A 25,791-nucleotide genomic window follows, 5' to 3' on the forward strand; every position below is an offset into this window, starting at 1 on the left:
CACACTTCGTTTCCACCGATTTAGCGAAATAGTTGTGTTGTAAAAGCGTCCGTTATAACGTATCTCCCACGCCGCTTTCAGCGGCGATGGAAGTGCATTACCGATGGACCAAGAAGTTGTCAGTGTCGAAAGCCGCGCCAAGCAGAAGCTGGAGCGCGACATGGGTCCCGAGCTGCTGACGGCCCTGAACGATCCGCTGACCAATGAGCTGATGCTCAACCCCGACGGGACGCTGTGGCTTGAACGCCATGGCGAGCCCATGCGCCAAATCGGCACAATGGCCGCGCACAGGGCGCAGGCGATCTTGGAGATCGTCGCCGGCATCTACCGCAAAGAAGTCACCAAGGGCACGCCGCTGCTCGAATGCGAGTGGCCTTTGGGCAATGCTCGCTTCGCTGGTCAGCTCCCGCCCATCGTGCCGCGGCCTTCCTTTCAAATCCGCCGGCATACGGTGGTGGTGATCCCGCTGGAGGACTACGTCGCCAAGGGGATCATGACCAAGGCCCAGTTCGACGTGATCGTTGAAGCGGTCCGCCGGCGCCGGAACATCCTCATCTCTGGCGGCACCGGTTCTGGCAAGACGACGTTGGCAAACGCCATCCTTGGCAAGCGCGTGCTCATCTTCCCCGGGGACCGCCTGATCATCATCGAGGACACGGGCGAGATTCGGTGCACGGCGAAGAACTACGCGCAGTGGCACACCACGTCCACCACCAGCCTGCGCGACCTCATCAAGCATGCGCTGCGCGCGCGCCCCGACAGCATCATCGTGGGCGAGACCCGCGGGGCTGACGCGCTGGATCTCTGCATGGCTTGGAACACCGGCCATGAAGGCGGCATGGCCACGATCCATGCGAACAACCAATTTGCCGCTTTGAGCCGCTTGAAGCTGCTCATCAGCATGCACCCCGAGTCCCCGAGGCCGATAGAGCCCGTGATCGCCGAAGCGGTCCATCTCATCGTGCAGATCGCCAAGACACCGGAGGGTCGCCGCGTCCAGGGAATCCTGGAGGTCTCCGGTTTCAGGGACGGCGACTACATCACCAAGTCCCTCTAGTTCCCCTCGCTTTTCTCCACCCTCAAGGAGCTGTCATGGCCTCCAATGCCCTCGCTCGCCCATTTTTTTCCAAAACCGCCCTCATCAGCATGGGTGTCCTGCTCCTGCTGGGTGCGTTGTTGTTGATACCTCAACAAGCGCACGCCGCCGTAGGCGCCGGCGGCAACCTGCCATGGGAAGACCCATTTACCCAACTCCGGGCGTCCGTTACTGGGCCCGTGGCTTTCACGGTGTCCATCGTCGGCCTGATCGTTGCCTTCTCCATCCTCATATTCGGCGGTGAGCTGAACGCGTTCTTTCGCACATTCATCCTGATCGTGCTCGTGGTGTCAGTGCTGGTGGCTGCGCAAAACGTGATGGCCAACTACTTCGGCCGCGGTGCGGAAATCGCGCTGATCGACGCCACCGCTACGGGCGCAGAGAGCTGAAGCAATGGCTCTGCGCAAGATTCCAATCAGGCGTGCCGGCAACCGGCACAACCTTTTCATGGGCGGCGACCGTGAATTGGTGATGTTTGCCGGGGCGCTGGCAGCGTCCTTGATCTTCACTGCGCAGACCTGGCTTGCCACGGGCTACGGCCTGGTTATGTGGTTTACGGCGCTGTGGTTGCTGCGGGAGATGGCGAAGAAGGACCCGCTCATGCGGAAGGTCTACATCCGTCATCTCCGCTACAGCCAGGACGTCTATCCCGCTCGCTCGACGCCGTTCCACAAGAACACGCGTCTGCAAAGGAAGCTCTACAGATGATTGCCGTTGAAACTACAGCCATTGCGACCGCGTGTGCGGGCGCAGTGATGGTGGCAGCGCTGGTAGGCCGCATGCGAGCGGCCGATGCCGAAATGCGCCTCAAGCGCCACCGGTCCAAGGATGCAGGCCTACCCGAGCTGCTGAACTACGCCGCCGAGATTGAGGACGGGATCATCGTCAACAAGGACGGCTCGTTCATGGCGTCCTGGCTCTACCGCTGTGCGGACCAAGACAGCGCCACCGAGGCCGAGCGCGAGGCCATGTCTTTCCGCATCAACCAGGCGCTTGCGCCCCTCACCAGCGGCTGGGCCATGAGCGTTGACGCCGTGCGACGCGAGGCCACGGACTACCCGCCGCGCGATGCCTCGCATTTCCCTGACCCTGTGTCGGGCGCCATCGATGAGGAAAGGCGTCGGGATTTCACAAAGCCAGGCTCGACCTATGAGGGGTATTTCGTCGTCACCTTCACCTGGCTTGCCCCGCTGCTGGCGCAGCGCAAATTCACTGAGTTGATGTTTGACGACGAAAGCGTCAAGCCAGACAGGACCACGCAAACATACCTGCTCATTGAGCAATTCAAGTCGCGCATTGCAGCCATCGAAAACCGCCTTTCTTCGGCTTTCAAGCTGACGCGGCTGCGCGGCCAGCCAATGCAAGACGAGTTCGGCGTGAACTACACGCAAGACGATCTGCTTTCTTGGCTCCAGTACTGCATCACAGGCATTCATCAGCCCATTCGCCTGCCCAACAACCCCGCGTACTTGGACAGCGTGATCGGTGGCCAGGACTTCGTGCCGGGCAGCATTCCCAAGATCGGCCGCAAGTTCATCCAGTGCGTTTCCATCGACGGATTTCCGCTGGACAGCTATCCGGGAATGCTGCAGGCGCTGTCCACCCTGCCTGTCGAGTACCGCTGGAACAGCCGCTTCATCTTTCTCGACCAACACCAGGCCCGCAACTATATGGACGCCTTCCGCAAGCGGTGGAAGCAGAAGATCCGCGGCATCTTCGATCAGATGTTCAACACCAACTTTGGCGGTGTGAACCAGGACGCGGTGACGATGACGGCCGATGCTGAGGCGGCCATCGCCGAGATTGATAGCGGCCTAGTCGCGGAAGGCTTCTACACGAGCGTCGTCGTGCTGATGGACGAAAGCCGCGAAAAGCTCAAGGTTGCAGCCGAGCTTGTTGAGAAGCGTATCCAGGGCTTGGGGTTCACCGCGCGCATCGAAGAAATCAACAACATGGAGGCGTTCTTCGGAAGTCTGCCGGCGCACTGCGTGCAGAACGTGCGCCGTCCGATGGTCAACACGATGAACCTGGCTGACATGCTGCCTACGTCGAGCATCTGGACTGGCAGCGCGCATGCGCCGTGCCCCCTGTACCCGAAGAAGTCGCCGGCCCTCATGCAGTGCATCACCAAGGGCCGCACGCCGTTCCGCTTCAACGTGCATGTGCGCCAGCTCGGGCACACGCTGGTCTTTGGCCCGACACGTGTTGGCAAATCCACGCTCTTGGGGTTGTTGATCGCGCAATTCTTGCGCTACCACGGAATGCGGATTTTCGTGTTCGAAGCCGGCATGAGTGCGTATGCGCTCACGAAGGCGGTGGGAGGCATGCACTACATCGTCGGTGGCGAGACCGACAAGCTGCAGTTTGCACCGCTGCAGTACTTGGAGACTCGTGGTGACCTGGCCTGGGCCATGCGGTGGATCGACCACATCCTGGCCCTCAACGGCGTCAACACCACGCCAGACCAGCGCAACAAGATTGGGACCGCTCTCGTGAGCATGCGCAACAGCGGCTCCAAGAACGTCTCCGAATTCGTGTCGCTGATCCAAGACGAAAAGATCCGCGAGGCCATGGAGCAGTACACCGTGGACGGCTCTATGGGCTATCTCGTGGACGCCCCATCGGACAACCTGCAGTTCTCCCGTGTCAATACGTTTGAGCTGGGCGAAATCATGGAAATGGGCGAGAAGTACGCCCTGCCGCCGATGCTCTATCTGTTCCGTCGCCTTGAACGGAGCCTCGACGGCAAGCCCACGGTGGTGTTCATCGACGAGGCGTGGCTCATGCTCACGCACCCGGTGTTCAAGGAGTGGATTCGCAAGTGGCTCAAGACCCTGGCGAAGCTCAACTGCACGGTGATCCTTTCGACGCAGAACCTCAGCGATGCGTCCACGTCAGGGATCTTCGACGTGCTTGTGGAATCGACGGCAACGAAGATTCTTCTGCCCAACCCCAACGCCCACCAACCCGAGGCCAAAGACCTGTACCAACGCGTCGGCCTCAACTCACGCCAGATCGCCATCTTGGCGGAGGCTGCAGCGAACCAGGATTACTACGCAATCTCCGAGCAGGGGAACAGGCTTTTCCAGCTCGACTTGGGACCGCTCACGCTGGCCTTCGTGGGCGCCACTGACAGGGATTCCATCGCAACCATCCAGCAACTGGAGGCTCGCCTTGGCGGTGCCTGGGTTCATGAATGGCTCGCACGCCGCGGGCTCAAGCTGGACGACTATCTGGAGGCAGCATGAGCGCCACAACCATGAAGGCCCGCGCCAGCGTGGCGCTGAGCCGCTTCAAGTATCTGTTCATCAAGCGGCCTGATACCGAGACAGCAAATCCGTACCTCAACGCTGCGAGGACGTGGAATTTGCATGTCGGCAGCGTGATCTTCAGCCGCTTCATGTGGCAGATGATGGCGCTGCTGGCCATGCTGATTGCCCTGGCTGCGGTCGGCGGCGTGGTCAAGATCGGCAGCATGAGCAAGTTCACACCGTTCGTCTACGGCGTGGACCGCAACAGCCAACCTTATGCCCTCGGTGCAGCCGACGCTGTTGCTCAAGGCAGCGATCTTGTGATCCAGGCCGAGGTGCGGCGCTTCTTCGAAGACATGCGGCTTGTGACGCCTGACGCTGCTGTGCAGCGCAAGGCGGTGGACCGCGTCTATTCCAAGATGACCGGCAGCGATGCCATCACCGCCAAGGTGAACGCCTGGTTTCAGGCAAACCAACCTTTCCAGCGCGCTCAAGACTTCGTCGTGAGTTCCGAGGACTTCTCGGTCCTGCGATTGAGCAAGGAAACGCTGCAGATCGACTGGACAGAAGTCACCTATGACCGAAAGGGCGTGCCCACCGGCCCCAAGGTCAAGTACCGCGCCAGCGCCACCTACTACGTCGTTGAACCGACCCCAGAAACGAAGCGGGAGGAAATGGAGCTCAACCCGGCGCGCATCTTTATCCGCGACGCCAACTGGACCGAAATCAAGTGAGCGGGGCCACCATGAAACAGCATCTGATTGCTGCGGCCTGCGCCGCACTGTTGGCTGCGCCGCTGCTTGCGCGCTCCGACGAACTGGCCGACAAGTACTTCGCCGGCCGCCCGAACCCGAAGCTCACGAAGCAGGAAAGGGACGCCCTGGCCATCACAAAGCGCTGGTCGGCCAACTCAGCAACCGGCTTGGCGCCCACTCCTGGACCCAACGGCGTGATCGTGTTTTCCTTCGGCACGCAGCAAGCCAACCTGGTGTGTGCCGTGCTCGATGGCTGCGACATTGCGCTGGAGCCCGGCGAGTTGCTGCAGGACGTCAAGTTGCTCGACAAGGAAAGGTGGCACGTCGACCCGGCTGTCATGGGCACCGGCGCCAACATGACGGTGCACCTGGTGCTCAAGCCTATGGACGTCGGGCTGCGGACCTCGCTGTTCGTCTACACCGACCGCCGCATGTATCACATCGTCCTGCGCTCGCACCGCAGCGACAACATGCCGCTGGTGGCGTTCACGTACCCGGAGGACGCCCGCAACAAGCTGGCCGCCGTGCAGGCCCAGCAGCGGGCCGCGCAGCAGCAGCAGCGCCACGAGCGGACCATCCCTGCAACCGGCGAGAGCCTGGACGAGCTGTCCTTCGACTACGACATCAAGGGGCCGAAGCACCTCAAGCCGGTGCGCGTCTACAACAACGGCCGCAAGACCGTGGTGGAGATGCCGCCGGACATGCAGAACGGCGAGCTGCTGTCGCTGCTGGTGCTGCGTGAGGGTGGCGGCATGTTCTCAGACGACAAGCTGGAGCGGCTGACAACGCGGTTTGTGAATGGCCGCTACACGGTGGACGGCGTGTTTGACAAAGCCATCCTCGTGGCCGGTGTCGGCAGCGATCAGGAGCGCGTGGAGATCACCCGGAGGGCCAAGTAATGACGCCCCGCAAGATCCTGGCCGCCGCGGCGCTTGCGCTGGCGCTGGCCGGCTGCGCCACGACCAAAAACACCGATCTGCCGCATGGTGGCTTTCTGCCGGCGCGCATCGACCCGCAGCCGCTGGTGAACGACGCCGTGCGCCAACTGTCCTTGCTTTACCCGCCTGCCAAGACTCGGCTGTTGCTGCAGCAGGACGCCCCTGACGCTTTCGGTCAAGCCCTGTTGAAAACACTGCGCAGCAGCGGCTACGCGGTGCAAGAGAAGGACGCCAAAGGCACGCCGAGCGAGGCCCAGCCGCTTCGATACATCGCAGATCAGGCCACGGGCCTGAACCTGTACCGCGTGGTGGTGGCTGTAGGCAGCCAGTCGCTGGCGCGCGCGTACACCGAGACCAACGGCACGCTGGTCCCGGCAGGTGCTTGGGTGCGCAAGGAGTAAGGCATGTCGAACCCCGACCCCATGTCGCCCAGCGCGACGCCCGGCCAAGCGGGCGTCAGGCGTGTCAACAAGGTGCCAATGATCCTGCTCACCGGGGCACTTGCCGGCTTCGTGAGCGTGATGGCGGTGGTGGCCTACCAGCGCGCGGCCGCTCAGCACGCTGAGACGGCGCCTGCGGAGCAGCCGAAGAAAACGAGCGCGGCGAGCTCGCTGGCCATGGCAAAGGCAGTAGTCGGCGATCCTGGCGGCGCCATCGTGAATGCGCGCGTGCAGCCGCCCCCACCGGCGGCAAGTGGACCAGCCAGCGCCCCGATTCAGGTTGCGCGTCCTAGCCAAGACGACCTTGACCGACCGCCTCGGCCGCAGGGCGGCCCTGATGTGAGCACCGGCGTGGACCGGCAGTACACCGGCACTGGCGCTGGCGGCCAATCCGAGCGTGTCGACCAGGCCGCAGAGCAGATGCAGCAGGCACGGATGCAGCAGTTCATGGCCGCGGTACGCGCGCCCAGCAGTGTTCAGGTGAAGCTCCAGCAGCCATCGCAAGGCAGCGGACAAGCCGGTGCACCTGCGAACCGCGAGGAAATGCTCGCCCGCATGGCGCAACTCCAACAGCAGGCCGATAGTGCTACGCAAGGACAGGACCCAATGGCTGCGTACCGCGCGAGGCTGGCGCAGGTGCAAGCGGGCATGGGGAGCGCGGGAGGGGGCGCGCAACCGTCCGCTGCAGCACAAGCAGCGCCGGCGCGAAACGGCATGGCGCAGTTCGACAACCGCCAGGGCGGCGACCGCTTCCGACTCAATTCCACGGTAGAGGCTGCAGATACCCCGTACCTGCTGCGCGCTGGCAAGGTCTCGATTCCTCTGATCCTTCAAAAAGGCATCAACTCTGAGCTGCCGGGACAGATCGAAGCCATGGTGTCCCGCAATATCTACGACACCCGCACCGGACAACACCTGCTGATCCCACAAGGCACCTTGGCGCAAGGTGCCTACTCAAGCGACGTCGTCTATGGCCAGGCCCGTGTGCTCATTGCCATCCAGCGGCTGATCTTCCCGGACGACAGCGTGATGGACTTGGGCGCGATGCCCGGTGCTGACTCTGAAGGCTACGCCGGCTTGAAGGACCGGGTGGACAACCACTACGTGCGGATTTTCGGCTCCGCATTCCTGATGAGCGGCGTCACGGCCGGCATTGCCTACAGCCAACGCAGCGGCCAGAACCAATACGGCGCTCCCACGTTCAGCGGCGCATTGAGCGAAGCGGTAGGCCAGCAGCTCGGCCAGGCCACCGCGCAGATGCTCAACAAGAACATGAACCTAGCCCCCACGCTGCAGATCCGTCCTGGCTACCGCTTCACCCTCGTCGCGGTAAAGGACCTTCGGTTCCCCGGCCCGTACACGGGCGCAATCCCCAGGAGTGTTCAATGAATGATCGCGTCGTTTCCATGCTCGTCGCTTCGCTGTTGTGCGTGGCGGCCCCGTCCCATGCCCAAAGTCCTGTCCCGACCGACGACACGGGCAGGCCGGCGATGAGCCAGGCCGAGGCGCTGCAGATGCAGCAGCAACTCATCCGGTCCCAGCAGAGCTTGGTCGAAGCCTCCAAGGCGCTGCACCGGGTCTGCATGCAGCAGCAAGAAGCCATGCGCCGGCAGGGTGTTGAACCCGCGCAGCGTTGCATCCCGCCGGTGGAGCCGGCTCCCTTGTTCCAGACCGGTCCTTCTGAAAGGAGCCCGCAATGAAAAACCGCATCACGAAGCTCGCTGCTGCCACTTTCCTGGCCATGGCGGCGCTGGGCGCGCAAGCCCAAGCCCAGGGCGTCAGCGGCATCCCGACCGGTGACATTGGCAACTACGTCCAGAACACCATTGCTGCGCAAGAAGGCATCAAGCAGACGATGCAGCAAGTGGAGGAATACAAGACGCAGCTGCAGCAGTATTTCTTGCAGATCAAGAACGCCGCAGCGCCTGCAGCGTACGTGTGGGACCAAGCCACGCGCACCATGGATCAACTGCGGGATGCCATGTACACGTTGGAGTACTACCGGCGCCAGATCGGCGACATCAATTTCTATCTGCGCCAGTTCAACGACACCAGCGACTACCGTCAGTCGCCGTGTTTCAAAAAGGGCGGTTGCACAGCCGAAGATATGGCACAGGTCCGCGGCCGACAGGACGTGCAATCAACGTCCCAGAAAAAGGCCAACGAGGCGCTGCTACGCACGGTGGATTCGCAGCAGCAAGCGATGCAGGCTGACGCGAAGCGCCTGGAGCAACTACAGCAGAGTGCTCAGGGTGCCCAGGGGCACATGGAGGCGATTGGCGCAGCCAACATGCTGGCCAGCCAGCAGTCGAACCAACTGCTGCAGATGCGCAGCCTCATGGCCGCGCAGAACGCGGCGCTGGTGACGCGCATGCAAGCCCAGGCCGACCGGGAGGCGCGCGAGGACGCGGCCAGCGAGGCCGCCCGCAGCGGCACCTACACCCGCAGCGCACCGCGCGAGTGGTAAGCGCCATGCGCCGCCGCTACGCCCTCACCTTGGTCGTCCTGGTGACCTTCCTGGGGGCGTGTACGCCGCACCTCCAGGAAGAACCACCACCGGTAATGCCGGAGGTCAACGACGCGAACTGCAGGCCCGAAGTAGTCGCCGCCCTGCCCAAATCAATCCAACAGGCGTTTGGCTCAGCCTGCTTTCACCGGGGCACATACACCCCTAGTCCTCCCCGCCAATGGTGAGAAGCAATGACCACCACTACCCGCTATAGATTCACATTGGCGTCGTTGTTGCTGGTGGCGCTGGCAACCTTCGCGCTCGACGCCCACGCCCAGGACAGCGCCGGGCTACTGGACGATGTCGCCGAGCGCTACAGGAACGCCGCTGCTGGCTGGGCCGGTGTCATCGTCGATGCGGCCTCCTGGGTGTTTTGGACCCTGGCTGTCATCTCACTCGTCATGACGTTCGGCTTCATGGCGCTGCGCCGCGCTGAACTTAGCGAGTTCTTCGCCGAGTTCGTGAAGTTCACGATGACGCTGGGCTTCTTCTGGTGGCTGCTCGTCAACGGCCCGGACTTCGCCCAACGCATCATGAATAGCTTGCGCCAAGTCGCGGGCAAAGCTGCCGGCCTGGGCGTGGGCGGACTCTCGCCCTCGGGCATCGTGGACGTTGGCTACCTTGTCTTTGCAAAAGTCGTTGACCAAACCACTTGGTGGAAGCCGTGGGACAGTTTGATCGGCCAGGTTTTGGGCATTGCAGTTCTCGTGTGCCTGCTCATCGTTGGCATCAACATGCTGCTGTTGCTCATTTCAGGCTGGGTTCTCGCATTCGGCGGTGTGATCTTCCTTGGCTTCGGCGGCGGTCGGTGGACCTCGGAAATGGCTATCAACTATTACCGCACCGTCCTGCACCTTGGCGTGCAGCTCATGATGATGGTGCTGCTGGTGGGCATAGGAAAGACGCTCGTTGACGACTACTACGCTCAGGTGAACCAGGGCTTGGTGACGCTGAAAGGCCTTGGCGTGATGATTGGCGTGTCCATCACCATGGTGGTCTTGGTCAGCAAGTTGCCCGGGTTCATTGCCAGCATCGCCACGGGGGGCCCTGTCGGCGGCGGCGGGATCGGCACATCTGGTGCGGGGATGATCATGGGGGCTGCCGGCATGCTGGCAGCAGCTGGCGGCATGGCTGCTGCCATGGCCGTAGCCGGCGCCGCACAGGCTGCGGGTGGTGCACAGGCCCTAATGGCTGCCTTCAAGGCAGCCGGCGAAGGCGGGGGCGGTAGCAGTGGTGGTAGTGGGGACAGCAGCGGCGGTGGCGGTATCCCTGGCCTTGAGTGGGAAGGCGGCAGCGGGAGCAGCGGCGGGAGCGACGCCAGCGGTGGCGAAGGCGGTGGCGGCACGAGCTCGCCGTTCTCGGAGGCGGCCGGCTTCAGCGGCAACGGTAGTGAAGACTCGGACACGCGCTCAAGCTTGACGGCTGAATCCGGCGGTGGTGAACAGCAGGCCCAAGGCGGTTCTACTGCTGGCGCCACCAGCGCCAGTGCCGCAGGCGCTGCAGCTGGCGGACGGGGTGCGGGTGGCGCATCCGGCGGCAACAAGCCGTCCTTCGGCCAGCGTATGGACGCGGTGAGCAACCAGCTCGCACGCGGTGCGGCCCAGGTCGCTCGCGAAAAGGCCAGAGGCGTGGTGGCGAACTTCGCGCAGCGCGTGGCCGACACGCCTGGTGCACGGATCGCATCGGCAATCCGCGGTGAAAGTCCTGCCACGCGAGGCGCCGGCGCTGCAGGCTTTGCATCGACGCCGACGGTCGGCCCGAGCTTCGACGGGGACAACTTGGCAGGCGACGCCAACGCCACGGTCTTTGACGCCGACGCCGAGGTCGCAGCGTTCGCTGAGGGTGCCGACCAGCCCGAACCTCCTGAAGTCGAACCGGGCACGGTTGACGGGGAGGACATGTTCGACAGCGACAACAAGGCGTGACGATGAAGCTCCTGATCCTGGCCGCGGCGGCGGCCTGCTTTTCTGGCGGCACTTCAGCCCAAGTGTTCACCGGCGACACGAAGCTCGCTTGCGAAGCCATCTTGTGCCTTTCGTCGGGCGTGCGGCCAAGTGAATGCCAGCCGTCCTTGAGCCGGTACTTCGGTATCCACCGCCGCAAGTTGCGCGACACCTTCCGCGCGCGGTTGGACTTCCTCAACCTCTGCCCCGTAGCGCAGCAAACACCCGAAATGCGCTCGCTGGTGGCGGCCATGTCCCAGGGCGCCGGCCGGTGCGACGCGCCTTACCTCAACGCCACACTGAGCTACGGCGGTGGCATGGACGGCGGCCCGGTCTACATCGGCAACACCATGCCGGGCTACTGCCAGGCCCTCTACGGCCATGCGTATTCGGGCTACCAATCCACCAGCACCTTGCCGGTGTACGTGGGCATGCCCGAACGCGGCGGATATTGGGTGGAAGCCTGGGACTACGAGCGTGCCTTGGCCGAGTACAACGCCCGTATCGCGGCCGAAGACGCGGCCAACTCTGGCAACGGCTGGTGGTGGCGCTGATGCTGGAGGCCGTTGCTGACCTTCCGCCGCAGATGCGAGAGCGCGTGGTCTGCTCTATCGCTGCAGCGGCCAAGTACGAGATCCCGGCGAACCTGCTGCTGGCCGTGGCCGAGCAGGAGAACGGCAAGCCGGGCCAGTGGGTGCGGCACGCCAACGGCGCGGTCGATGTGGGACCGATGCAATTCAGCACCGGATACCTGCGCGAATTGGCGCGCTACGGCATCACGCCCGAGGACGTAGCTGCCCGCGGCTGCTACCCCTACCAGCTCGCAGCGTGGCGGTTGCGCATGCACATCAAGAACGACCGGGGCGACCTGTGGACGAAAGCGGCAAATTACCACTCCCGCACGCCGAAGTTCAACCGCGTCTATCGCGGGCACATCACGCGCAAGGCGCTCAAATGGGCCGACTGGCTCGAAAAGCGGTTTCCAACGGTTGACGTAACCCCGAAGTATTCACCCATGGCTTGGGTGAAATCGGATTCATCAGCGAGGTGAAATGACATGAAGCTGACCAAGCAACAACGCGCTCAACGGCAAAGCCAATCCAAGCGTGCCGCTGTTTCGGCCCTGCGTGCTCACTTTATGGGTGAAGGCGCAACGTCCCGCCGCTTGCGCTTTCTGCTTGATGCTCTGATGGCATCGGCTGCGTGGACAGGAAAGCTCTTATGCCTTGCCTCATGGACAGTAAAGTGAATTCCGCTATTGTTTCCACGTTGCTCCACATTTCCAGCGGTCGCTGCAAGCGAAGAAATGTGATTTGTTCTTTGGGTTGTAGCGCTTGAAGCCAAGGCCCTTGCGGCAGGTGCCGCAAATTGGGGGTAAATCAGCGGTACCGTTGAACGTCACCAATCCATCCCTGTGATCAAGCAGCAATTCGATGATGTAAGGCGACGGGTGGCTGCTGGGCGCCAAAAGAACGGCTTGGCGCTTGGCCCTTGTCAGAGCAACATAGAACAGGCGGCGTTCATCAGCGTCCGCGACTGCTTCTTTTGGCGGGAGCACCATGCTCAATAATGGGTCGTCTTCCCGGACGCTGGGGAAACACAGGTAATCGTGCGATACCGAGTGCATGCCAAGGATAATTACATAATCCGCTTCCAATCCCTTGGATTGGTGCATTGTGAGGTAAGGCGCTGGCTTGCCATTTTGCTTGTCAAATGCAAATTCAATGCGTTCCGCCCACCGCTCCTGAAGCGATTTAATGTCATCCTTGCTCAGCCCAGCACTGCGGGTTTGACCATAACGCCCAAGCAAGAATACCGATGGCTTGCTGTCTGTCGGATAGTGGTCAACCCACTTTTGCAGAATTGAATCGATTACATCGAGTGTTTTGGTGTTCTCTTGCTGGAAAAGCACGTCAATGACGCCATTTCGAGACTTGTCGGCGGCATGAACTTCTTTCGGAAGCTGGCTTTTGTTCTTCATGACAAACTTTCGGCCAGCATCGGCGATGCCTTGGTTGCTTCTGAAAGTCTGGGTCAAATGCAGCGTGGCATCGGCCGCCAACCGCCGATTGAAATGTTTGCCAAAATGTTTGAATAACATCAGATCAGAGCCTGCAAACCTGTTGATCGCTTGCCAGTCGTCTCCTACCGCGAATAGGCGCCCGTTTTCATGTGAGCTCAGCAATCGCCTCACCAGCTCACCTCTGCCAGGAGCTGTGTCCTGAAACTCGTCCACCAGCACCACACGAAATTGTCGTGAAGCATCCGGTTGCTCCAGATGCCTCAATGCGCCCTTGATCATTTCGTCGAAATCCATGGCACCGGAGTCTTGCAGGAGTCGCTCCACGGTCTTGGTTACATGCCATGCTACTTCTATAAAAAGCTTCGCGCGAACAGGCTCGGGTTGCGATGGCACAAGCGAATATAAGTGCTCAAGGGTCCAGTTGTTCTGTCTGATTTGCGATGCCGCGCGGGCGATCAGGCCGGTATCTTCCTCCAGACCAATTTCCTTGAGTCGTGCCAGTACCTGCTCTTTGTTCCTGGGTGCAAACTCTACGCCCGCAGTGCGCAGATTGCTTTCCAGCTTCTCGAAAAGTATGCCGCTGATGTAATCCGCACTTGTGGTCCAGAAATGGCGGGTGTCCAAGTGCCTCAGAACCTTCTGTTTTTCCGTGGCCTGTTTCTCATAAACTGCTGGATCGCTGAAAAAGCTGGGGGCCCGCCCCTTCTCGTTCAATGCAAAGTGCTCATGCACTATGCGAATCCCGCCGGTCGGTGTCTTTGCCTCATAACTGAAGTCGGGCAACCAGCGCTTGCCAGGACACAGCAGCTTGGCTCCAATTTCAAACGACTCTTCGTATTGGAAATTCACTCCCATCACGTAGAGCCAGTTTGATATGGCTGCTTCTTCAAATGACCTGACAAGGCTGTCGCAGCCTAGTGTGAGTATCCCCTCTTTCTCATCCTTTCGGTTTCTAAGTTTTCTTCTTTGTTGCCAAAGGCCACGCAGATATTCGTTGTATTCCTGTTCATTCGTGAAACGGCTTTCGGTAGGGCGTGGATAGCGGTTGACGGTCTGCAGTAGCAGCCACTTGGCAGTGAAGCCCGGTATTTGTTCGTGGCACTGCTTGATAGCAAGAGTAAGGCGAGCTTCCGTCTCCTTTTGGGAGGAAACCCTCTTCTTTTGTCCCTGGCCCGTGGCATCGATGAGACTTTTGCCAAGCGAATGAAAAGTCTTTGACTCTACGGGATTCGGTTTTTCTGATAGATGCAAAAAAAGGTCTTTTATTTCCTTTTTAATGTTTGCATCCGTTGTCGACATTGCCTTCAACCGTTGTTTGATGCGAATGCCAATCTCTTGGGCAGCCTTTTTATTGAAGGCTAGACAAAGTATCTCGTCGGCGCTTGCGAGGCCTTTGGCTAGAATGTAGAGAACCTTGCCAACAATCGTTGATGTCTTGCCGGAGCCTGCCGCAGCCACCAGCTGTGTGTTTTCTTCGAAAACAATGGCCGCACGCGCCTGCTCTTCTGTCAGAGGCCGTGTTTCGCAATGGTCAAAGAATATTTTCCAGCGCGCATACTCTTTCGATACAAAACTGTCGTTGCGTTCTTTCAGTAAGGATTCGTGGTGCTTAAGAAAGGTGGTAAGATATTGAACCAGCTTGCGTAATGGCTCGGTGGCTTCTAGGTCATCGATTTCTGGGTTCGCAAGTAGAGCTTGGCCTTCTTTTAGCTGACTCGACCGTGCATTTATCTGCTGCACCAGTCGTGCGCGATCACTGGCGGCGAGATAGTAATCTGCTGCCAATGCATCACGACATTCTTTCTCTGCGCTGAGCAAATCCTTGCAACATGCGGTCATGTCGCTCTGTAGTTTGATCCTGCGAGCGTGTCGTTCGGCCTGCAGGCGTAACCTTTGGGTTTCGGCTTCTTTCGCGAGACGAACGTTTTCGGCTTCTGCAGCGGCTTTTAATTTAGATGCAAGTTCTGGCGCCTTGTCGTGGGGGAGTCCCCGCAACTCGATATGGTGCGTGCCGTTTCTAATGATTGCTCGTGACCACACCCATCCGCGCGTAAACTCGACAGTGCAGCAGTGAACGGGCCATGACTCATTCCGGGCACCAGCATGAACTGTTATGTGGGTGGCAGAAAGGGTCGTTGTCCAAGATTCACACAGTCCGAGCCGGCGCGCCCACTGGCCGGGTTGGAATACCGTTAACGCGCCCATTGTTTTGTTTATTTCTAGCATATAAGAAATTCTGGTTGCCGCTGATTTTGCACAAGAATCTCACAGTGGCCGCAATACATGGGACGGCCACGGTCAAAATAAACGCCGTGCTCGACGCGGTACGTGGCTTACGCTCTGTCGTATCCTCCAAGAGCGATTTGGCATTAGAGCACCCAGCGTGTAGGTGCTTGTTGCCTGCCGGCCCAGCGCAGTCCGTGTCGGAAGTTGGTTGGCGGGCACCCGCGGGGAGTCGCTTGGTCAACATGCCTTGATCGGGCGCTGGTTTCGAGGTCTGTCCCCGCCTAGCGCTGTCTCTGGTTATCTTCAGCTTGCGCGCGCATGGCTTTAAACGGACAGCCTTTCTCCGAGGCATGGCGGTGGCGGAGGTCTACAGGGCAGTCACGGGTAAGCCCCAGCACTGCGGCTTGGACAGTACGTTCATGGCCGCCCAGCATGGCCTGCCTGAAAGGTTTGATCAGTTGGCTCGGCGCCTTGGTCCGCTCCGGCCGCAGTTCCTGTGCTTCTTCCTGGCTGCGTTCATGGCTGATGCCCGGATTCAGCCGCGTCTGCCACAGGCCGGCATAAGCCGGCAGGCAGCCCACCTTCAACGCTGCAGGCGAGCGGTCCTGGCGCAACAACCCGGTGAGCACCGGTGCTCGCTCCACAGATGCTGTGGAGAAAGCTGTCTGCAAGTGGTCGTTTTCGACTGCAAGTCGTTGTCATCGCAGCGATTTTCTAAGATGCCTAAAAATGTGGCGGACTCGGGTGTGGCGCCCGGCACCAAGCCCCATGTTGGAGCTTCAGCGTCAGCCCTTGTGCGTCAGAAGTCTTTGCCCGATGACGAAAATGCCGGCCATGGGCATCGACTTCACTTTCTCGATCACTGATCCCGTGTCCGCCCTGTACCAGTTCACTCCGTCCGTGTTGACCGCCTGCAATACCGGGGCGAAGTCGAACGCTTCACTACACCTCAGTTTCCCGCCGCCTCTGACCAGAGCGGCCATCGTGCTGTGATTGCCGTTGTGGACCCACACCATAGGCCAAGGGCGCCACGCGATGCCGAAGTGGTTTCGATGATCTTGCTTCCAAGGTCCCCACTCACGCCCCGCCCCCAGTTTCTGCAGCGCTCCGTGAAAGCGCCAGCGCTCCCACGGTGATGGAAAAACGGCCGCATCGTTCAGATCGACGCTGATGGGACGAGGCAGCTTGGCTCTCAGTTGCCGCATGGATTGCCCGGCATTGTTCAACGGCAGGTCCTCGTCCCAGAGCAAGTCCGGGATGTCGAGCGGCGGCTTGTGGAACTCCTGGGCATTCAGGATCAATCCTTGAAGTCCCTGGCCGATGATGATGCGAGCCAACGCGACTGTCAGGCCCTGCAGCGCGTGCTTGCCATGCTGTTCTGCCGAGTCGATGGACCACAGCAGCGATTGCCATTGCCTTACCGCAGCGTTGCGCACACCCTTGGGCAAGTCCGGGTAGGGCACTCGCTCAGGTTGCTTGCGTCGTGGTGCTCTGGCGTCCATTGCTTGTGCCATGGCCATCAGCGATTCCAGTTCGTTCAGGTCCATGAAGGTGTCTTGGCCAACCTGCGGCGCAATTCCTCGATCAAGTCATGCAACAGCGGCAGGTACTGGCTTTCGTCCAAGGGCTGCATTTCGGCCGCGTGCTTGGCCCGGCGCTGCTGGATGAACAGTGCAGTGCGTAACTGCTCGACGCTCACGCGCTGCAGCCCGTTGGCGAAAACGCTGTTGAATATATGCATGCATTCGTCGATGGAGCGCAGGCCGCTGCGATAGCCGTCGAATGCTAAGCAAAACGGCCAAAGCTCATCCCAGGACGCACGTGGCGGCGGCAGCATCGCTGTGTGCAAGGCGTGGTGGGGAATGAACTCGCCGATTTCCTCCGACGGTGGTCGCCAGCCTTCGGGATCAATCCACGCGGGCGGTGTCGGCGTTACGGGATAGGGCAGTTCAAAATCCTGGCCACCGTAGAGCTCGGGTAGCTGGCCGTGCTCGGCTTCGCCAAGCACCGTGATGAGCCAGCCGGCATAGGCCCAGTCGGTGCCGGCGCTTGCCTCGGCAAGCTGCGGAAAACGTTTGATGAACTTGGTGGCCAAGGTCCGGGCGTCGTCGTTCGCGGCATCGGTCCAGCCGAAGTAGGCAGTGCCATTCTCCGAGGAGTGGAGTTGGGAACGCTGCAACGTGCGCGGCGTCCAGCCATCGTCCTGCACGTCCTGCGCAGGCAGGAGGTGGCAGCGCCACGTCAGGCTGTCGGCAGAGCGGCCGGGGCAGATGCGCAGGCGCTGGTAGCCCACCTTGTGCAGTTCGTGAACCATGGCCAGCAACCGTGTCCCGCGCCGCTGCACGGGATCGGCCGATGCCGACCTCGAGATGGGCCTAGCACCTTCAGCGGGCGGCACGACTCGAGGTTCGTAGCCGGGCGGCACGTACCCGGGTTGGTGCGCCATGTCGTGACCTGCGCTGCTCGCAACTGGGCTGGCCAGATCCCACCTGGCGAAGCTGGTGCTCATCTCATCAAACGCCGAGGGCAGCCAGCCCTCGGCCAAGACGCTTTCCAACTCCTCAAGCCAGTTAGCGGTAGCCGGTGCCAGCGGCCCCTTGCATCGCTGCTGCACATGGTCCGGCACGCTTACAAGGATGGCTTGTGCCAGCCCGGCTGGGCTGACGTCACGGCGGACCGTGCCGCCGCAATGCTGCTCTAGGTACCGCGCCTCGCTACCGCTGTTGTAGCGGTAGAAGCCCTGGCTGGGTCGCCCTAACGGCTGGAATTCGATGCGCCAGTGGCAACCGGAAGGCGCCCTGTAGGGCAACAGACCAAGGCGCCCATATCCATTGCGCAGCAGCCAGATGCCAGCGCGCACGACCTTCTGGCATGCGTCTAGCACCTGCTGTTGCGCGGACAGGGCAACAAACGCTGGCAACTGGCCTCCGTCCTCCACTTGGCTCATTCGTCGGACTCAAACTCCGCGTTCTTGAACTTAAGCACGTTGCAGTTCTCCTTCACCGCGCGTTGAAGCCCATCGTCGAAGCTGGCGGGTGTTTCGGCCTCGATGTCGATGGAAATCCGCATCTTCACACCGGGCTTGGCAGTGAACTGGAGAACTACTTCGTCCACCAAGTCCGAGAACTGCTTCTTGGCTTTGAACGGGTCGAGATCAATGCTGGCGTAGAAACGACGCGACGTCTTCTTTTGCGGAGGCGGAGGCGGAGGCGGGGGTGCCGGGTCCGGTCCGGGTCCAGGACCGGGGCCAGGGCCAGGATTCGGTCCGGGATTGGGTGGAGGTGGCGGGGGCGGCGGCGCCTCGTCTTCAAGCTTCTTGATGTAGGCAGCCGCAGCACCCGGCTCAATCAACAACAGGCTCTGGTCCAGAACGACAGTGGTCCGCTTGCCAAAGACGAAGCCGACATATCGCCCTTCTTCTTTGGCCTGGGCCAAGCCGAAGAAGTCGCGGGATTCGACGCCGGCGCTGATCGTGAGCTGAAGGACAACGTCGTCCTTGAGGCGCGGCAGGTAGAGGTACTGACAGGTCTTGTGCCAAACGTCGAGCGCGCTCACGTCGCTCTCGTTTTTCCAAAACCACGTCCGCAACATCGAGGCCAGGTGCACGGGCGCCCACTCGGTGACGAGCAGCTCGTTTTCCTTCATCACGCGCTCAATGTCCTGGGATGCATTGGGCGCTCCTGGGTTGAGCGGGAAAGGCTCCCACTGGACCTCGCTGAGGCCTTTGCCTGGCCGAGCCTCTTGGACGGGCGCCAAGAGCCATTTGTAGGTTTCGCGCACCATGCGGCGTAGAGCATCGTTGGCATCGCCCAGACCCTTCTGGGCTTGCTTGGCCTGAAGCATGTCCAGGTTTAGTTTGCCTTCGCTGATGTCATTGACAATGGACTGCCAAGCCAGCATCGAACGCACCTGATCGCGCAGGCGGGCCACGTTGTCGTAGTCAGCCGCCATGAAGATCAGGCGGTTCTGCTTCTGACGTAGCGCGTCGCCGCGGTTCTTCAGGATCTGGTTGGCACGATCAATGGCCAAGTTAGTGCCGCTGCGGCTATAGCCAACATCGGGTGGCAGCACGACCAAGCGAAGCGACCAGTCGTCGGGAACGTCGCCACTGCTGGTGAAGACATGGACACCGCCGAAAAAGCCGGTGGCTAGGCTCTTGCGCACGCGCTCCTGAATTGCAGGAAAGACGTCTTCCTTGTCTTGGAACCGGCGCTTGCGCTCCTCCATCTCACGGCGTAGGTTGGGTCTGGTGTCAAACCAGAATCGGTTGTTGCCGCTGTTGAGGTAATGCAGGCGATCGCCCAAGCGGCGCAGAGCGTCCTTGTACACACCTGGCTGCTGACCTGGGATTGCCACGCCCAGGACAACTCGTTCGAGCTCCAGGCCGCGCACCATCTGGTTGGCAGTACTCGGTGCGCTGCCTAGGAAAATCGCACGTGCGGTGCGCCGGCAGGCCTGCACGGCACCTAGGCGCGTGTCCGTGTTCTCGATGCCGGCCGTCTCTGCGCGCTCCCCGTCGATGTCGCGCTCAAGGACCGGGTCCCAGCCTTGGGGCAGGTAGTAGATGATGTCATTGCGGGTGTCCGCGTCGTACACGGGTAGGCTGCCCGGCATGATCAGCGGGTCCTTGTTGTCATCCTTCCAAAGGCGATGGATAACCTTGGCCATCAGCTTGAGCACGCCGCGTGTGCGCTGGAAGTTGTCCAGCGACGACCAATCCTCATACAGGCGGTCGAACACCTCCGGGTGAATCGGGTATGCATGCAGCAGCCGGTCAAAGTAGCGGCCTTCCTGTGTCTCACGAGGCAGGTCGTCCTTGTGAGTCACGTAGTAGTCGGCGAAGGCACGGCAAACCGACTCGGCGGCCAGGCGGTCGTTGATCTGGCTGAATAACCGGCGCCGAACGATTTCAAACGCTTCTTCGGTTGCAACGGGCTTCCACAAAGCTTGGATGCGGCCGAAGTAGTGCGCCAGCGACGCCAATGCCCGCACGCCCCGCTGGCTACCGGCCTCCTTGTCGGACTCGGGCAGTGAAGCCAGCAACACGGCCGTCGGCACCGCCTTCAAAGCTTCGGTAAGCGCTTGGACGAAAGTCAGGTTCGAATCGAAAGTGCCGCCCGTTAGGGCCGCTCCTTCCTCGAATTGCCGGATGTACGCCACCAACTCGTCGATCAGGATGACGCACGGCGCGTAGCGGCTCAGCAGTGCTTCCAGTACTGCCTTGCCTGGCGAGGTGCCCGATGCATCGGCGTCGGCGACCAACGCATAGCCTTCGACCCCGCCCAATTGCCACGCCAGGTCGCCCCATAGCGTACGGACTGTCACCGCTCCATGCGAAACCGGTTGATTAGGAGACGACTTGATGCCGTCCAGCACTGCGATACGAGCATGGGGCAGTTCGGCCACACCAGCAGCGTCGAGGATGGCTGACACCCCAGGCATGTCGCTAGCCGGTGCCTTGCCGCTGGCCAAGTGGTACACCGCCAGCATGGTGTGCGTCTTGCCGCCGCCGAAAGCCGTCTGCAGTTGGATGACCGGGTCGCCGCCGCAGCCGGCCAAACGCTTGACCACTGAGTCCAGCAGCAGGCGCATGCCTTCGGTGATGAAGGTGCGCTGGAAGAAAAGAGCCGGGTTCTGATACTCGGCTGTGGCCGTGCCGGCATGCACCCGGGAAAGGTCAGCGGCAAACTCGGCTTGCTGGAACGTGCCTTTCAGCACGTCTTCGTGGGGAACGGCGATTTCACGCCAAGGCTTCAGACTCAAGGTGCAGTTCTCCCTACCGTCCAGGGCTGTGCAGGCGCTGTCACGGTTTCATTGACGACAAGGCAAGTAACGTTGAACGCGTGCAGGCGCTGTTCCATGGCGGTTTTCAAACGACTGGCGAGCACGCCAAAGTCAGGTCCGCTCCATGTCAAAAAGAGTACGACTTTCAAGGCGACGCCGGGCGCGAAAGCTTTGGCATAGGGTTGCACAGCAACTGCGCGACTTTCGGTTGTGGGCGCACGGCTGGCGACGGCTAGGGTCGTAATGGTACCGGCCACCTTTTGCACGACCTCATCGACTACAAACATTTTGACCCGCTTGGCTTCTACAAGATCGTCCCAGCCTTTCGCCTTGATCCAGACCTCGGTGTCCAAGAGTTCTTGGGGTTTGGGATTGTTAGGCACAAGCCGAGGTCGGTTTGCCTGTTCGTGCCCGAAGCAGTCTTTGATTTCGATCCACCAATGCTCTTGAGGCTCTTGAGGACCGTAAGCTGTAATGTCTACGGCCTTAACTTGATTTGCGATTGCATCGCCGTCGCGGTACCAGTCGGTATCGTCGATCTTGATAGCGCACCATCCTGCAGCGAAGGTTAGCTTTAAGGTGCCTTCAGTGATCACCGTCATTTCAACTGCCCTGAAGCTCTCGGTCGTACTGCGCCAGCTCCTCGTCCAGCGCCACGATGTTGGTAAGGCCCGTCATGTTGTCGGCCAGTTGCACGTCGGCTTCACTGCTGTCGCCCTGCACAGCATTCAGGCCGATGTAGCACCGCTTCAGCGGGGTAGCTTTATTCAGCAGTTCCAATTCCTTCAGCAGGAAGAAGCTGTGGGTGGCAATGAACACCTGCACCCCGCTGGCGGCCAACTGATGGATGACGCTGGCCACCAGTCGAATCAGGCGGGGATTGAGGTTGGCCTCAGGCTCGTCCCAGAAGAGGTACCCCTGAGACTGGATTACGCCATTCACAATCAAGCGTGCCAGCATTGCGAGCTTGCGGTGGCCTTCAGCAACCAGCGACATCTCGACGTTGCCTACACCCGGCATATCCAAATAAAAACGACCGTTCTCAAGCACCACAGAGCCGCCAAGCGCCTGCTCCACGGGGGCTATCAATCGCGCCATATCTGCCGGCCTCGCACCTCGTTTCAAGAGTCCGCCAAGTAGCAGGCAGGTGTCTCGCCACGTCTCTTCAAATTCGAGGTAGTGTTGTTCGTACACCGAAACAAAATTCGGGAAGATGGTCATCAGCTCCCGTGTCGGTATATACAGCGGACTCTGTTGCTCCCAAGCGCTTGGAAGCTCGTCCACCTGCACATCGGACCGGGAGTTAGTGGCAAAGCTGATTTTTGTGTTCAGAGCGCGGTTACCGAAAACCGCACTTACCTCACAGCGATCGCGTCCTTGCTTGCGGGTGACCAACCTGCCGATGCCTTTTTCGGGCCGAAACACCCCAATCAACTTTTCGCCATAGGCTTTCTGCAGCACAGCTTTGGTCGGCTCACCAGCGCTGGGTTTTCGACCTGCCTCAGCACTTGTAGCAATCAGTGCGTAAGCCAACTTGAGCAAATGCGACTTGCCCATGCTGTTTTCGCCCACGATTACATTCAACATAGGGGATAGCGTCAATTGCTGGTCACGGAACACCGTAAACCGCTTGATGTCCAAGCTATTAAGCATTTATCGACTTCCTCAAAGATCAAACTGAATTTGCCGCCCCACAAGGCCAGATTCTGCTGCCGCAGCCTCCACGCTCGTCCAAGCTGCCACAAGCTCGTTGTAGGCCCGCGCGTCCTCGGCCCAGCCTTGGCGTTCACACAGGGTGTAGAGGCGATACGCCAGCGCGCGGATGGGCTCCGCGCGGGCGGGCATACGGGCAAGCAAGGCACCGGCGGCCGATTCGCCTTCCTTGTTTAGCGCGCGGATCAACTGGTGCAGGGCTTCCCACACCGGGGTACGGGCATCGCTTTCGGGCGACCAATCGGGATTGAGGTCGGCCCAACGCAATAGGCTTAACATGCCCCCACTACTTTTCAGTACGCCAGCCTCGGCAAGTCCACCGACGCTGGTTCCTTTAGCGCGAGCTAGCACATCGGCTTCGCCGTACTTGCCCGTAGCCCAGCCATGCTGCTCAAACCAAGCTAGGCAAAATTGGGTGTCGTGGTCAAAATCATCTTCAGCCAAGAAACGGTTGATTAATTGCAGCGCCGTTTTAACGCTCATTTTGCTTCCGTCGGCTTCTAGTACCGCGCTGTACTTGCTAAATATGGCCATGCCTGGGCCGATAATGGCCTGGCTGAGGTCAACTGGTGCAACAGGTGAATTTATGCCTCCAAGGGTCATTTCATCTAGAGCACTGGGTAGTGCAGCGTTTAGCTCGCGAATGAAGGCTCGGCGGCCGATAGTGGGCGCATCTGTTGCCCGCTGGCGGCATACCAGTACAATGCTGGAGGCAAGAGCGTTGGTGCCTGACCCAATCATGCGATTGCCTAATTCTGTTCGCATAGGCCACGTACCTGTTATTGCAAACCCCGCATCTAAAACGGCCTGCAAGAAAGTATCCCACCCAGTACTGGATGTGCCGGACTCACCTTTAGTTTCGCTCTGCTTAAAAGCATAGTAAATGGTGACGGGGAAAGCCGGATGCACCTTCTCAGCTAAGTTGTGCATGGCCTGCGTCATGCCGTCTAGGAAGAAGGCCTCAGCCTTCTCCTTGGTTCCATGACGATATGGTGTAGCCACCAGCTCCTCAGCTTTTGGTACAGCGAGTGTGGCAAACAAATTCGGGTATATCGGTTTAAGGCTGCGGCGCAGCCACACGTAGAAAAAGTCCGAGAGATCTCCGTAGCCAATGTTGTCGTAATATGGCGGGTCGGTTGATACCACTTTTCCAACGCATAAGTCTTGAGATCTGGCATTTTCCTGCGATGCTTTCCCAATCGTGCGAGCGCTTAAAGAGGTATCTATTACCTTCGCAACCCATCCAACTGCATCCTCATAATTGCCAGAAGAAAGGCTGAATGGATTTCCTTCTACGAAATCCCAAACCATTGGAAGTGCATGTCGTCCAAAAGTGTTCGCAATTTTTGGTGCATAACCTGTTGGATTAGGGTCCCACCGACAGAGTGACGAATGTCTGTCCGCCATGCGACTTACAGAAAATGCCAAATAAATACTGACGGCCTGAGAATAAGCTTTTGCTCCGGAACCGCCCGCATCTAATGGAGTGCCGTCATCTAGTAATCCGGCCCTAACTGCATCTTGCTCACAGCATTCAGCAGCCTCGGCCACAAGGTCAGCCAAGGTACTAAGAATGACTTTCTGCCTAGCGGTGAAGAGATCGCTATAAGCCTTCATGCCATAAAGTTGCACTCGAAACCCAAGAGCTTTCTCAGGAAGAGGAGTATTTGGCTGCCAATCAGGTTTGGCTTGCAAGGCGATAGACTCGTGAACCCCGGTGGGAGACAGATAGACACGCCCCCCTTTTGTCTCTGCAACAATAGCCATTAGCTTTGAACCCATTCGATTCGCCGCTGCTTCTGCGCGAATATGGTCAAAGCTAATAGGGCTTTGGGACATTAAGCACGTGAAGGATGAGCCGCTGCCGCTAGCTTTTGTTCCTTTTTTAGCGGCTTCGTCTGGAGGTCCTAGCTTGACAACAAAGCGGTACGAGTCTTTTTCTAGTTGTGGTTGAATATACGCTTGCTTTTCGCCTTTGGGGTACAAAACAAAAGTAGACGCTAAGGGCACATCAACGTGACTAAATACAGGGTTTGGGCTTTTTACCGTACGAGCCCATAGCCATGCAATAACAGTTAGAGATTGTCCAACTAAAGGCTTCAGGTCTGGTCGATCAATGGCCATTTCGGCAGTGACCGTGATTTTCGGGTACAGATGGCCGATTCGTTTTTCTGCCTCTGCCCGTACCCAAGCACCGTAGCGACGTACGTCTTCCGCCAAACCGCGGGCGTAACTCCAGTCTTCCCCAAATTTGCCCTGTTTGTCATTGGGCAGGCGCGGCCCTATGGGCGCGCGATTAGAAAACCGAGGCGGGATCTCAATCATTGCTTTATTGATTGTGACCGCCACTGGATTAAGATCGCTTGCCGATGCTTCTAAGCCTAAACGCTGCGCTTCAAGCGGAATGGCGCCGCCTCCTGCAAAGGGGTCGTGGAATGCTGGCAGCTTTTCAGGGTTAAATAGTTCTGCTGCGCGAGGGTGGCTTTTATTGAGTCGGCACGTTTCAACCCAGCTCTCTTGGATCGCAGTACGAGCTCGAGCTAATACATCATCGTTGTCGGTGTTTTCCCATTGAACAAGGTCTTCTATTATTTTAAATAGATCTCCACGTTTTGCGTCAGCTTGCGCTTTTGTCATGCCTGCAAAATAGCCGCGCTCACCTCCCGGATCATTGACCATTTGTGCAAAAAGCACTGCGCGAGCAGCAGCCAGTGGGCGACGTGCCCACCAAAGATGCAAGGTGCTGGGGTGACCATGGCGAATAGACTTTTCGCGAACAGCGGCGGCATTGATTCTGTCCAGCGGCAGTGCGACTTCAATGAGTTTCTTGGGTGACTTGATCATTTGATGATGCCTGCCTCTCGGTAGGCGCGTTCCATTTCTTCTTTGGGGACGACTACGCGGTCGTATTCGAATTTTCTGCCTATGCATGCGCACCATTCATGCGCCTCAATGGGGTCGCCTTTGCGAATCAGAAAATTCTCAAATCCAGTTTGTCCACCAGATACCAGCGCAACAAAAATGCCCTTTTCATCTTGACGAATTAAAAGTTCGCCCGAGCAATTCGTCGACTTTTTTGAAACGACATTTGTGACGACGAGATCAATTTGCAC

24 protein-coding genes are annotated in these 25,791 nt (G+C 59.6%); 15 read left to right on the forward strand and 9 right to left on the reverse strand.

The annotated features are described in order from the left end of the window. The first annotated feature begins 103 nt into the window (after window positions 1-103). Genes trbB through ALA01S_RS32780 form a run of 15 tightly spaced genes read left to right on the forward strand, consistent with a single transcriptional unit; the run spans window position 104 to window position 12,181 of the window. Entirely contained in the window at window positions 104-1,057 is a 954-nt protein-coding gene (gene trbB / locus ALA01S_RS10735) for a P-type conjugative transfer ATPase TrbB (RefSeq protein WP_066335854.1), read from the forward strand. 35 nt (window positions 1,058-1,092) lie between these two features. After that, window positions 1,093-1,485 (forward strand): TrbC/VirB2 family protein, encoded by a 393-nt coding sequence (locus ALA01S_RS10740; RefSeq protein WP_066335857.1) that lies wholly within the window; start codon window positions 1,093-1,095, stop codon window positions 1,483-1,485. A 4-nt stretch (window positions 1,486-1,489) separates the two neighbouring features. Then, window positions 1,490-1,804 (forward strand): conjugal transfer protein TrbD, encoded by a 315-nt coding sequence (locus tag ALA01S_RS10745; RefSeq protein WP_066335859.1) that lies wholly within the window; start codon window positions 1,490-1,492, stop codon window positions 1,802-1,804. Continuing rightward, a complete protein-coding gene (locus ALA01S_RS10750) occupies window positions 1,801-4,344 on the forward strand; it encodes a VirB4 family type IV secretion/conjugal transfer ATPase (RefSeq protein ID WP_066335861.1) in 2,544 nt (847 codons plus the stop codon). The genes ALA01S_RS10745 and ALA01S_RS10750 overlap by 4 nt, the downstream gene beginning before the upstream one ends. Beyond that, on the forward strand, window positions 4,341-5,081 hold the full coding sequence (locus ALA01S_RS10755) for a VirB8/TrbF family protein (protein ID WP_169805894.1): 741 nt from the start codon (window positions 4,341-4,343) through the stop codon (window positions 5,079-5,081). The genes ALA01S_RS10750 and ALA01S_RS10755 overlap by 4 nt, the downstream gene beginning before the upstream one ends. 11 nt (window positions 5,082-5,092) lie before the next feature. Next, window positions 5,093-6,001, forward strand: coding sequence for a P-type conjugative transfer protein TrbG (trbG, locus tag ALA01S_RS10760; RefSeq protein ID WP_066335863.1), 909 nt, complete (start codon window positions 5,093-5,095; stop codon window positions 5,999-6,001). Then, window positions 6,001-6,441 (forward strand): conjugal transfer lipoprotein TrbH, encoded by a 441-nt coding sequence (locus tag ALA01S_RS10765; RefSeq protein WP_066335865.1) that lies wholly within the window; start codon window positions 6,001-6,003, stop codon window positions 6,439-6,441. The genes trbG and ALA01S_RS10765 overlap by 1 nt, the downstream gene beginning before the upstream one ends. A gap of 3 nt (window positions 6,442-6,444) precedes the next feature. Next, on the forward strand, window positions 6,445-7,869 hold the full coding sequence (locus tag ALA01S_RS10770; RefSeq protein WP_066335870.1) for a TrbI/VirB10 family protein: 1,425 nt from the start codon (window positions 6,445-6,447) through the stop codon (window positions 7,867-7,869). Continuing rightward, the gene (locus ALA01S_RS10775) at window positions 7,866-8,180 is read left to right on the forward strand and encodes a hypothetical protein (RefSeq protein ID WP_066335873.1); all 315 of its coding nucleotides are present in this window, start codon (window positions 7,866-7,868) and stop codon (window positions 8,178-8,180) included. The genes ALA01S_RS10770 and ALA01S_RS10775 overlap by 4 nt, the downstream gene beginning before the upstream one ends. After that, window positions 8,177-8,947, forward strand: coding sequence for a P-type conjugative transfer protein TrbJ (gene trbJ, locus ALA01S_RS10780; protein ID WP_066335876.1), 771 nt, complete (start codon window positions 8,177-8,179; stop codon window positions 8,945-8,947). Before ALA01S_RS10775 ends, trbJ begins: the two co-directional genes overlap by 4 nt. A gap of 5 nt (window positions 8,948-8,952) precedes the next feature. Then, entirely contained in the window at window positions 8,953-9,174 is a 222-nt protein-coding gene (gene trbK / locus ALA01S_RS35460) for an entry exclusion lipoprotein TrbK (protein WP_084267425.1), read from the forward strand. A 6-nt stretch (window positions 9,175-9,180) separates the two neighbouring features. Continuing rightward, window positions 9,181-10,914, forward strand: a complete 1,734-nt coding sequence (gene trbL, locus ALA01S_RS10785; protein ID WP_084267426.1) for a P-type conjugative transfer protein TrbL — start codon at window positions 9,181-9,183, stop codon at window positions 10,912-10,914. A 2-nt stretch (window positions 10,915-10,916) separates the two neighbouring features. Next, window positions 10,917-11,486 (forward strand): TrbM/KikA/MpfK family conjugal transfer protein, encoded by a 570-nt coding sequence (locus ALA01S_RS10790; protein ID WP_066335878.1) that lies wholly within the window; start codon window positions 10,917-10,919, stop codon window positions 11,484-11,486. Then, window positions 11,474-11,983, forward strand: coding sequence for a transglycosylase SLT domain-containing protein (locus ALA01S_RS10795; RefSeq protein WP_238455763.1), 510 nt, complete (start codon window positions 11,474-11,476; stop codon window positions 11,981-11,983). Before ALA01S_RS10790 ends, ALA01S_RS10795 begins: the two co-directional genes overlap by 13 nt. A 6-nt stretch (window positions 11,984-11,989) precedes the next feature. Beyond that, window positions 11,990-12,181, forward strand: coding sequence for a hypothetical protein (locus ALA01S_RS32780; protein WP_157118901.1), 192 nt, complete (start codon window positions 11,990-11,992; stop codon window positions 12,179-12,181). A gap of 6 nt (window positions 12,182-12,187) precedes the next feature. Here ALA01S_RS32780 and ALA01S_RS31670 read toward each other — a convergent pair whose 3' ends face one another. The 9 genes from ALA01S_RS31670 to ALA01S_RS32800 all read right to left on the reverse strand — a co-directional run bounded on the left by ALA01S_RS31670 (window position 12,188) and on the right by ALA01S_RS32800 (window position 25,791). Then, window positions 12,188-14,995, reverse strand: coding sequence for a UvrD-helicase domain-containing protein (locus tag ALA01S_RS31670; protein ID WP_169805895.1), 2,808 nt, complete (start codon window positions 14,993-14,995; stop codon window positions 12,188-12,190). Between the two features lie 467 nt (window positions 14,996-15,462). Beyond that, window positions 15,463-15,852 (reverse strand): hypothetical protein, encoded by a 390-nt coding sequence (locus tag ALA01S_RS32785; protein WP_157118903.1) that lies wholly within the window; start codon window positions 15,850-15,852, stop codon window positions 15,463-15,465. A 114-nt stretch (window positions 15,853-15,966) separates the two neighbouring features. Next, on the reverse strand, window positions 15,967-16,728 hold the full coding sequence (locus ALA01S_RS10800) for a DUF6710 family protein (protein ID WP_157118904.1): 762 nt from the start codon (window positions 16,726-16,728) through the stop codon (window positions 15,967-15,969). Next, window positions 16,719-18,128 (reverse strand): hypothetical protein, encoded by a 1,410-nt coding sequence (locus ALA01S_RS32790; protein WP_157118905.1) that lies wholly within the window; start codon window positions 18,126-18,128, stop codon window positions 16,719-16,721. Before ALA01S_RS32790 ends, ALA01S_RS10800 begins: the two co-directional genes overlap by 10 nt. Continuing rightward, window positions 18,125-20,944 carry an ATP-binding protein gene (locus tag ALA01S_RS10810; RefSeq protein WP_066335883.1) on the reverse strand — a complete coding sequence of 940 codons (2,820 nt, stop codon included), beginning with the start codon at window positions 20,942-20,944 and terminating at the stop codon, window positions 18,125-18,127. Before ALA01S_RS10810 ends, ALA01S_RS32790 begins: the two co-directional genes overlap by 4 nt. Beyond that, a complete protein-coding gene (locus tag ALA01S_RS32795; RefSeq protein WP_157118906.1) occupies window positions 20,941-21,567 on the reverse strand; it encodes a hypothetical protein in 627 nt (208 codons plus the stop codon). Before ALA01S_RS32795 ends, ALA01S_RS10810 begins: the two co-directional genes overlap by 4 nt. Before the next feature lies 1 nt (window position 21,568). After that, complete coding sequence (locus ALA01S_RS10815; protein ID WP_238455764.1) at window positions 21,569-22,606, reverse strand: AAA family ATPase; 1,038 nt, start codon at window positions 22,604-22,606, stop codon at window positions 21,569-21,571. 24 nt (window positions 22,607-22,630) lie between these two features. After that, entirely contained in the window at window positions 22,631-25,522 is a 2,892-nt protein-coding gene (locus ALA01S_RS10820) for a DUF1156 domain-containing protein (protein ID WP_066335919.1), read from the reverse strand. Continuing rightward, window positions 25,519-25,791 (reverse strand): hypothetical protein, encoded by a 273-nt coding sequence (locus ALA01S_RS32800; RefSeq protein ID WP_169805896.1) that lies wholly within the window; start codon window positions 25,789-25,791, stop codon window positions 25,519-25,521. Before ALA01S_RS32800 ends, ALA01S_RS10820 begins: the two co-directional genes overlap by 4 nt.

It is taken from the genome of Azohydromonas lata NBRC 102462 (assembly GCF_001571085.1).
Taxonomy (GTDB): domain Bacteria; phylum Pseudomonadota; class Gammaproteobacteria; order Burkholderiales; family Burkholderiaceae_C; genus Azohydromonas; species Azohydromonas lata.

Bases quoted from the DNA above. Each gene is read 5' to 3' on its own strand.
- trbB (WP_066335854.1), top strand. From the start codon at position 104: ATGGACCAAGAAGTTGTCAGTGTCGAAAGCCGCGCCAAGCAGAAGCTG.
- ALA01S_RS10740 (WP_066335857.1), top strand. From the start codon at position 1,093: ATGGCCTCCAATGCCCTCGCTCGCCCATTTTTTTCCAAAACCGCCCTC.
- ALA01S_RS10745 (WP_066335859.1), top strand. From the start codon at position 1,490: ATGGCTCTGCGCAAGATTCCAATCAGGCGTGCCGGCAACCGGCACAAC.
- ALA01S_RS10750 (WP_066335861.1), top strand. From the start codon at position 1,801: ATGATTGCCGTTGAAACTACAGCCATTGCGACCGCGTGTGCGGGCGCA.
- ALA01S_RS10755 (WP_169805894.1), top strand. From the start codon at position 4,341: ATGAGCGCCACAACCATGAAGGCCCGCGCCAGCGTGGCGCTGAGCCGC.
- trbG (WP_066335863.1), top strand. From the start codon at position 5,093: ATGAAACAGCATCTGATTGCTGCGGCCTGCGCCGCACTGTTGGCTGCG.
- ALA01S_RS10765 (WP_066335865.1), top strand. From the start codon at position 6,001: ATGACGCCCCGCAAGATCCTGGCCGCCGCGGCGCTTGCGCTGGCGCTG.
- ALA01S_RS10770 (WP_066335870.1), top strand. From the start codon at position 6,445: ATGTCGAACCCCGACCCCATGTCGCCCAGCGCGACGCCCGGCCAAGCG.
- ALA01S_RS10775 (WP_066335873.1), top strand. From the start codon at position 7,866: ATGAATGATCGCGTCGTTTCCATGCTCGTCGCTTCGCTGTTGTGCGTG.
- trbJ (WP_066335876.1), top strand. From the start codon at position 8,177: ATGAAAAACCGCATCACGAAGCTCGCTGCTGCCACTTTCCTGGCCATG.
- trbK (WP_084267425.1), top strand. From the start codon at position 8,953: ATGCGCCGCCGCTACGCCCTCACCTTGGTCGTCCTGGTGACCTTCCTG.
- trbL (WP_084267426.1), top strand. From the start codon at position 9,181: ATGACCACCACTACCCGCTATAGATTCACATTGGCGTCGTTGTTGCTG.
- ALA01S_RS10790 (WP_066335878.1), top strand. From the start codon at position 10,917: ATGAAGCTCCTGATCCTGGCCGCGGCGGCGGCCTGCTTTTCTGGCGGC.
- ALA01S_RS32780 (WP_157118901.1), top strand. From the start codon at position 11,990: ATGAAGCTGACCAAGCAACAACGCGCTCAACGGCAAAGCCAATCCAAG.
- ALA01S_RS10800 (WP_157118904.1), bottom strand. From the start codon at position 16,728: ATGGACCTGAACGAACTGGAATCGCTGATGGCCATGGCACAAGCAATG.
- ALA01S_RS32790 (WP_157118905.1), bottom strand. From the start codon at position 18,128: ATGAGCCAAGTGGAGGACGGAGGCCAGTTGCCAGCGTTTGTTGCCCTG.
- ALA01S_RS32795 (WP_157118906.1), bottom strand. From the start codon at position 21,567: ATGACGGTGATCACTGAAGGCACCTTAAAGCTAACCTTCGCTGCAGGA.
- ALA01S_RS10820 (WP_066335919.1), bottom strand. From the start codon at position 25,522: ATGATCAAGTCACCCAAGAAACTCATTGAAGTCGCACTGCCGCTGGAC.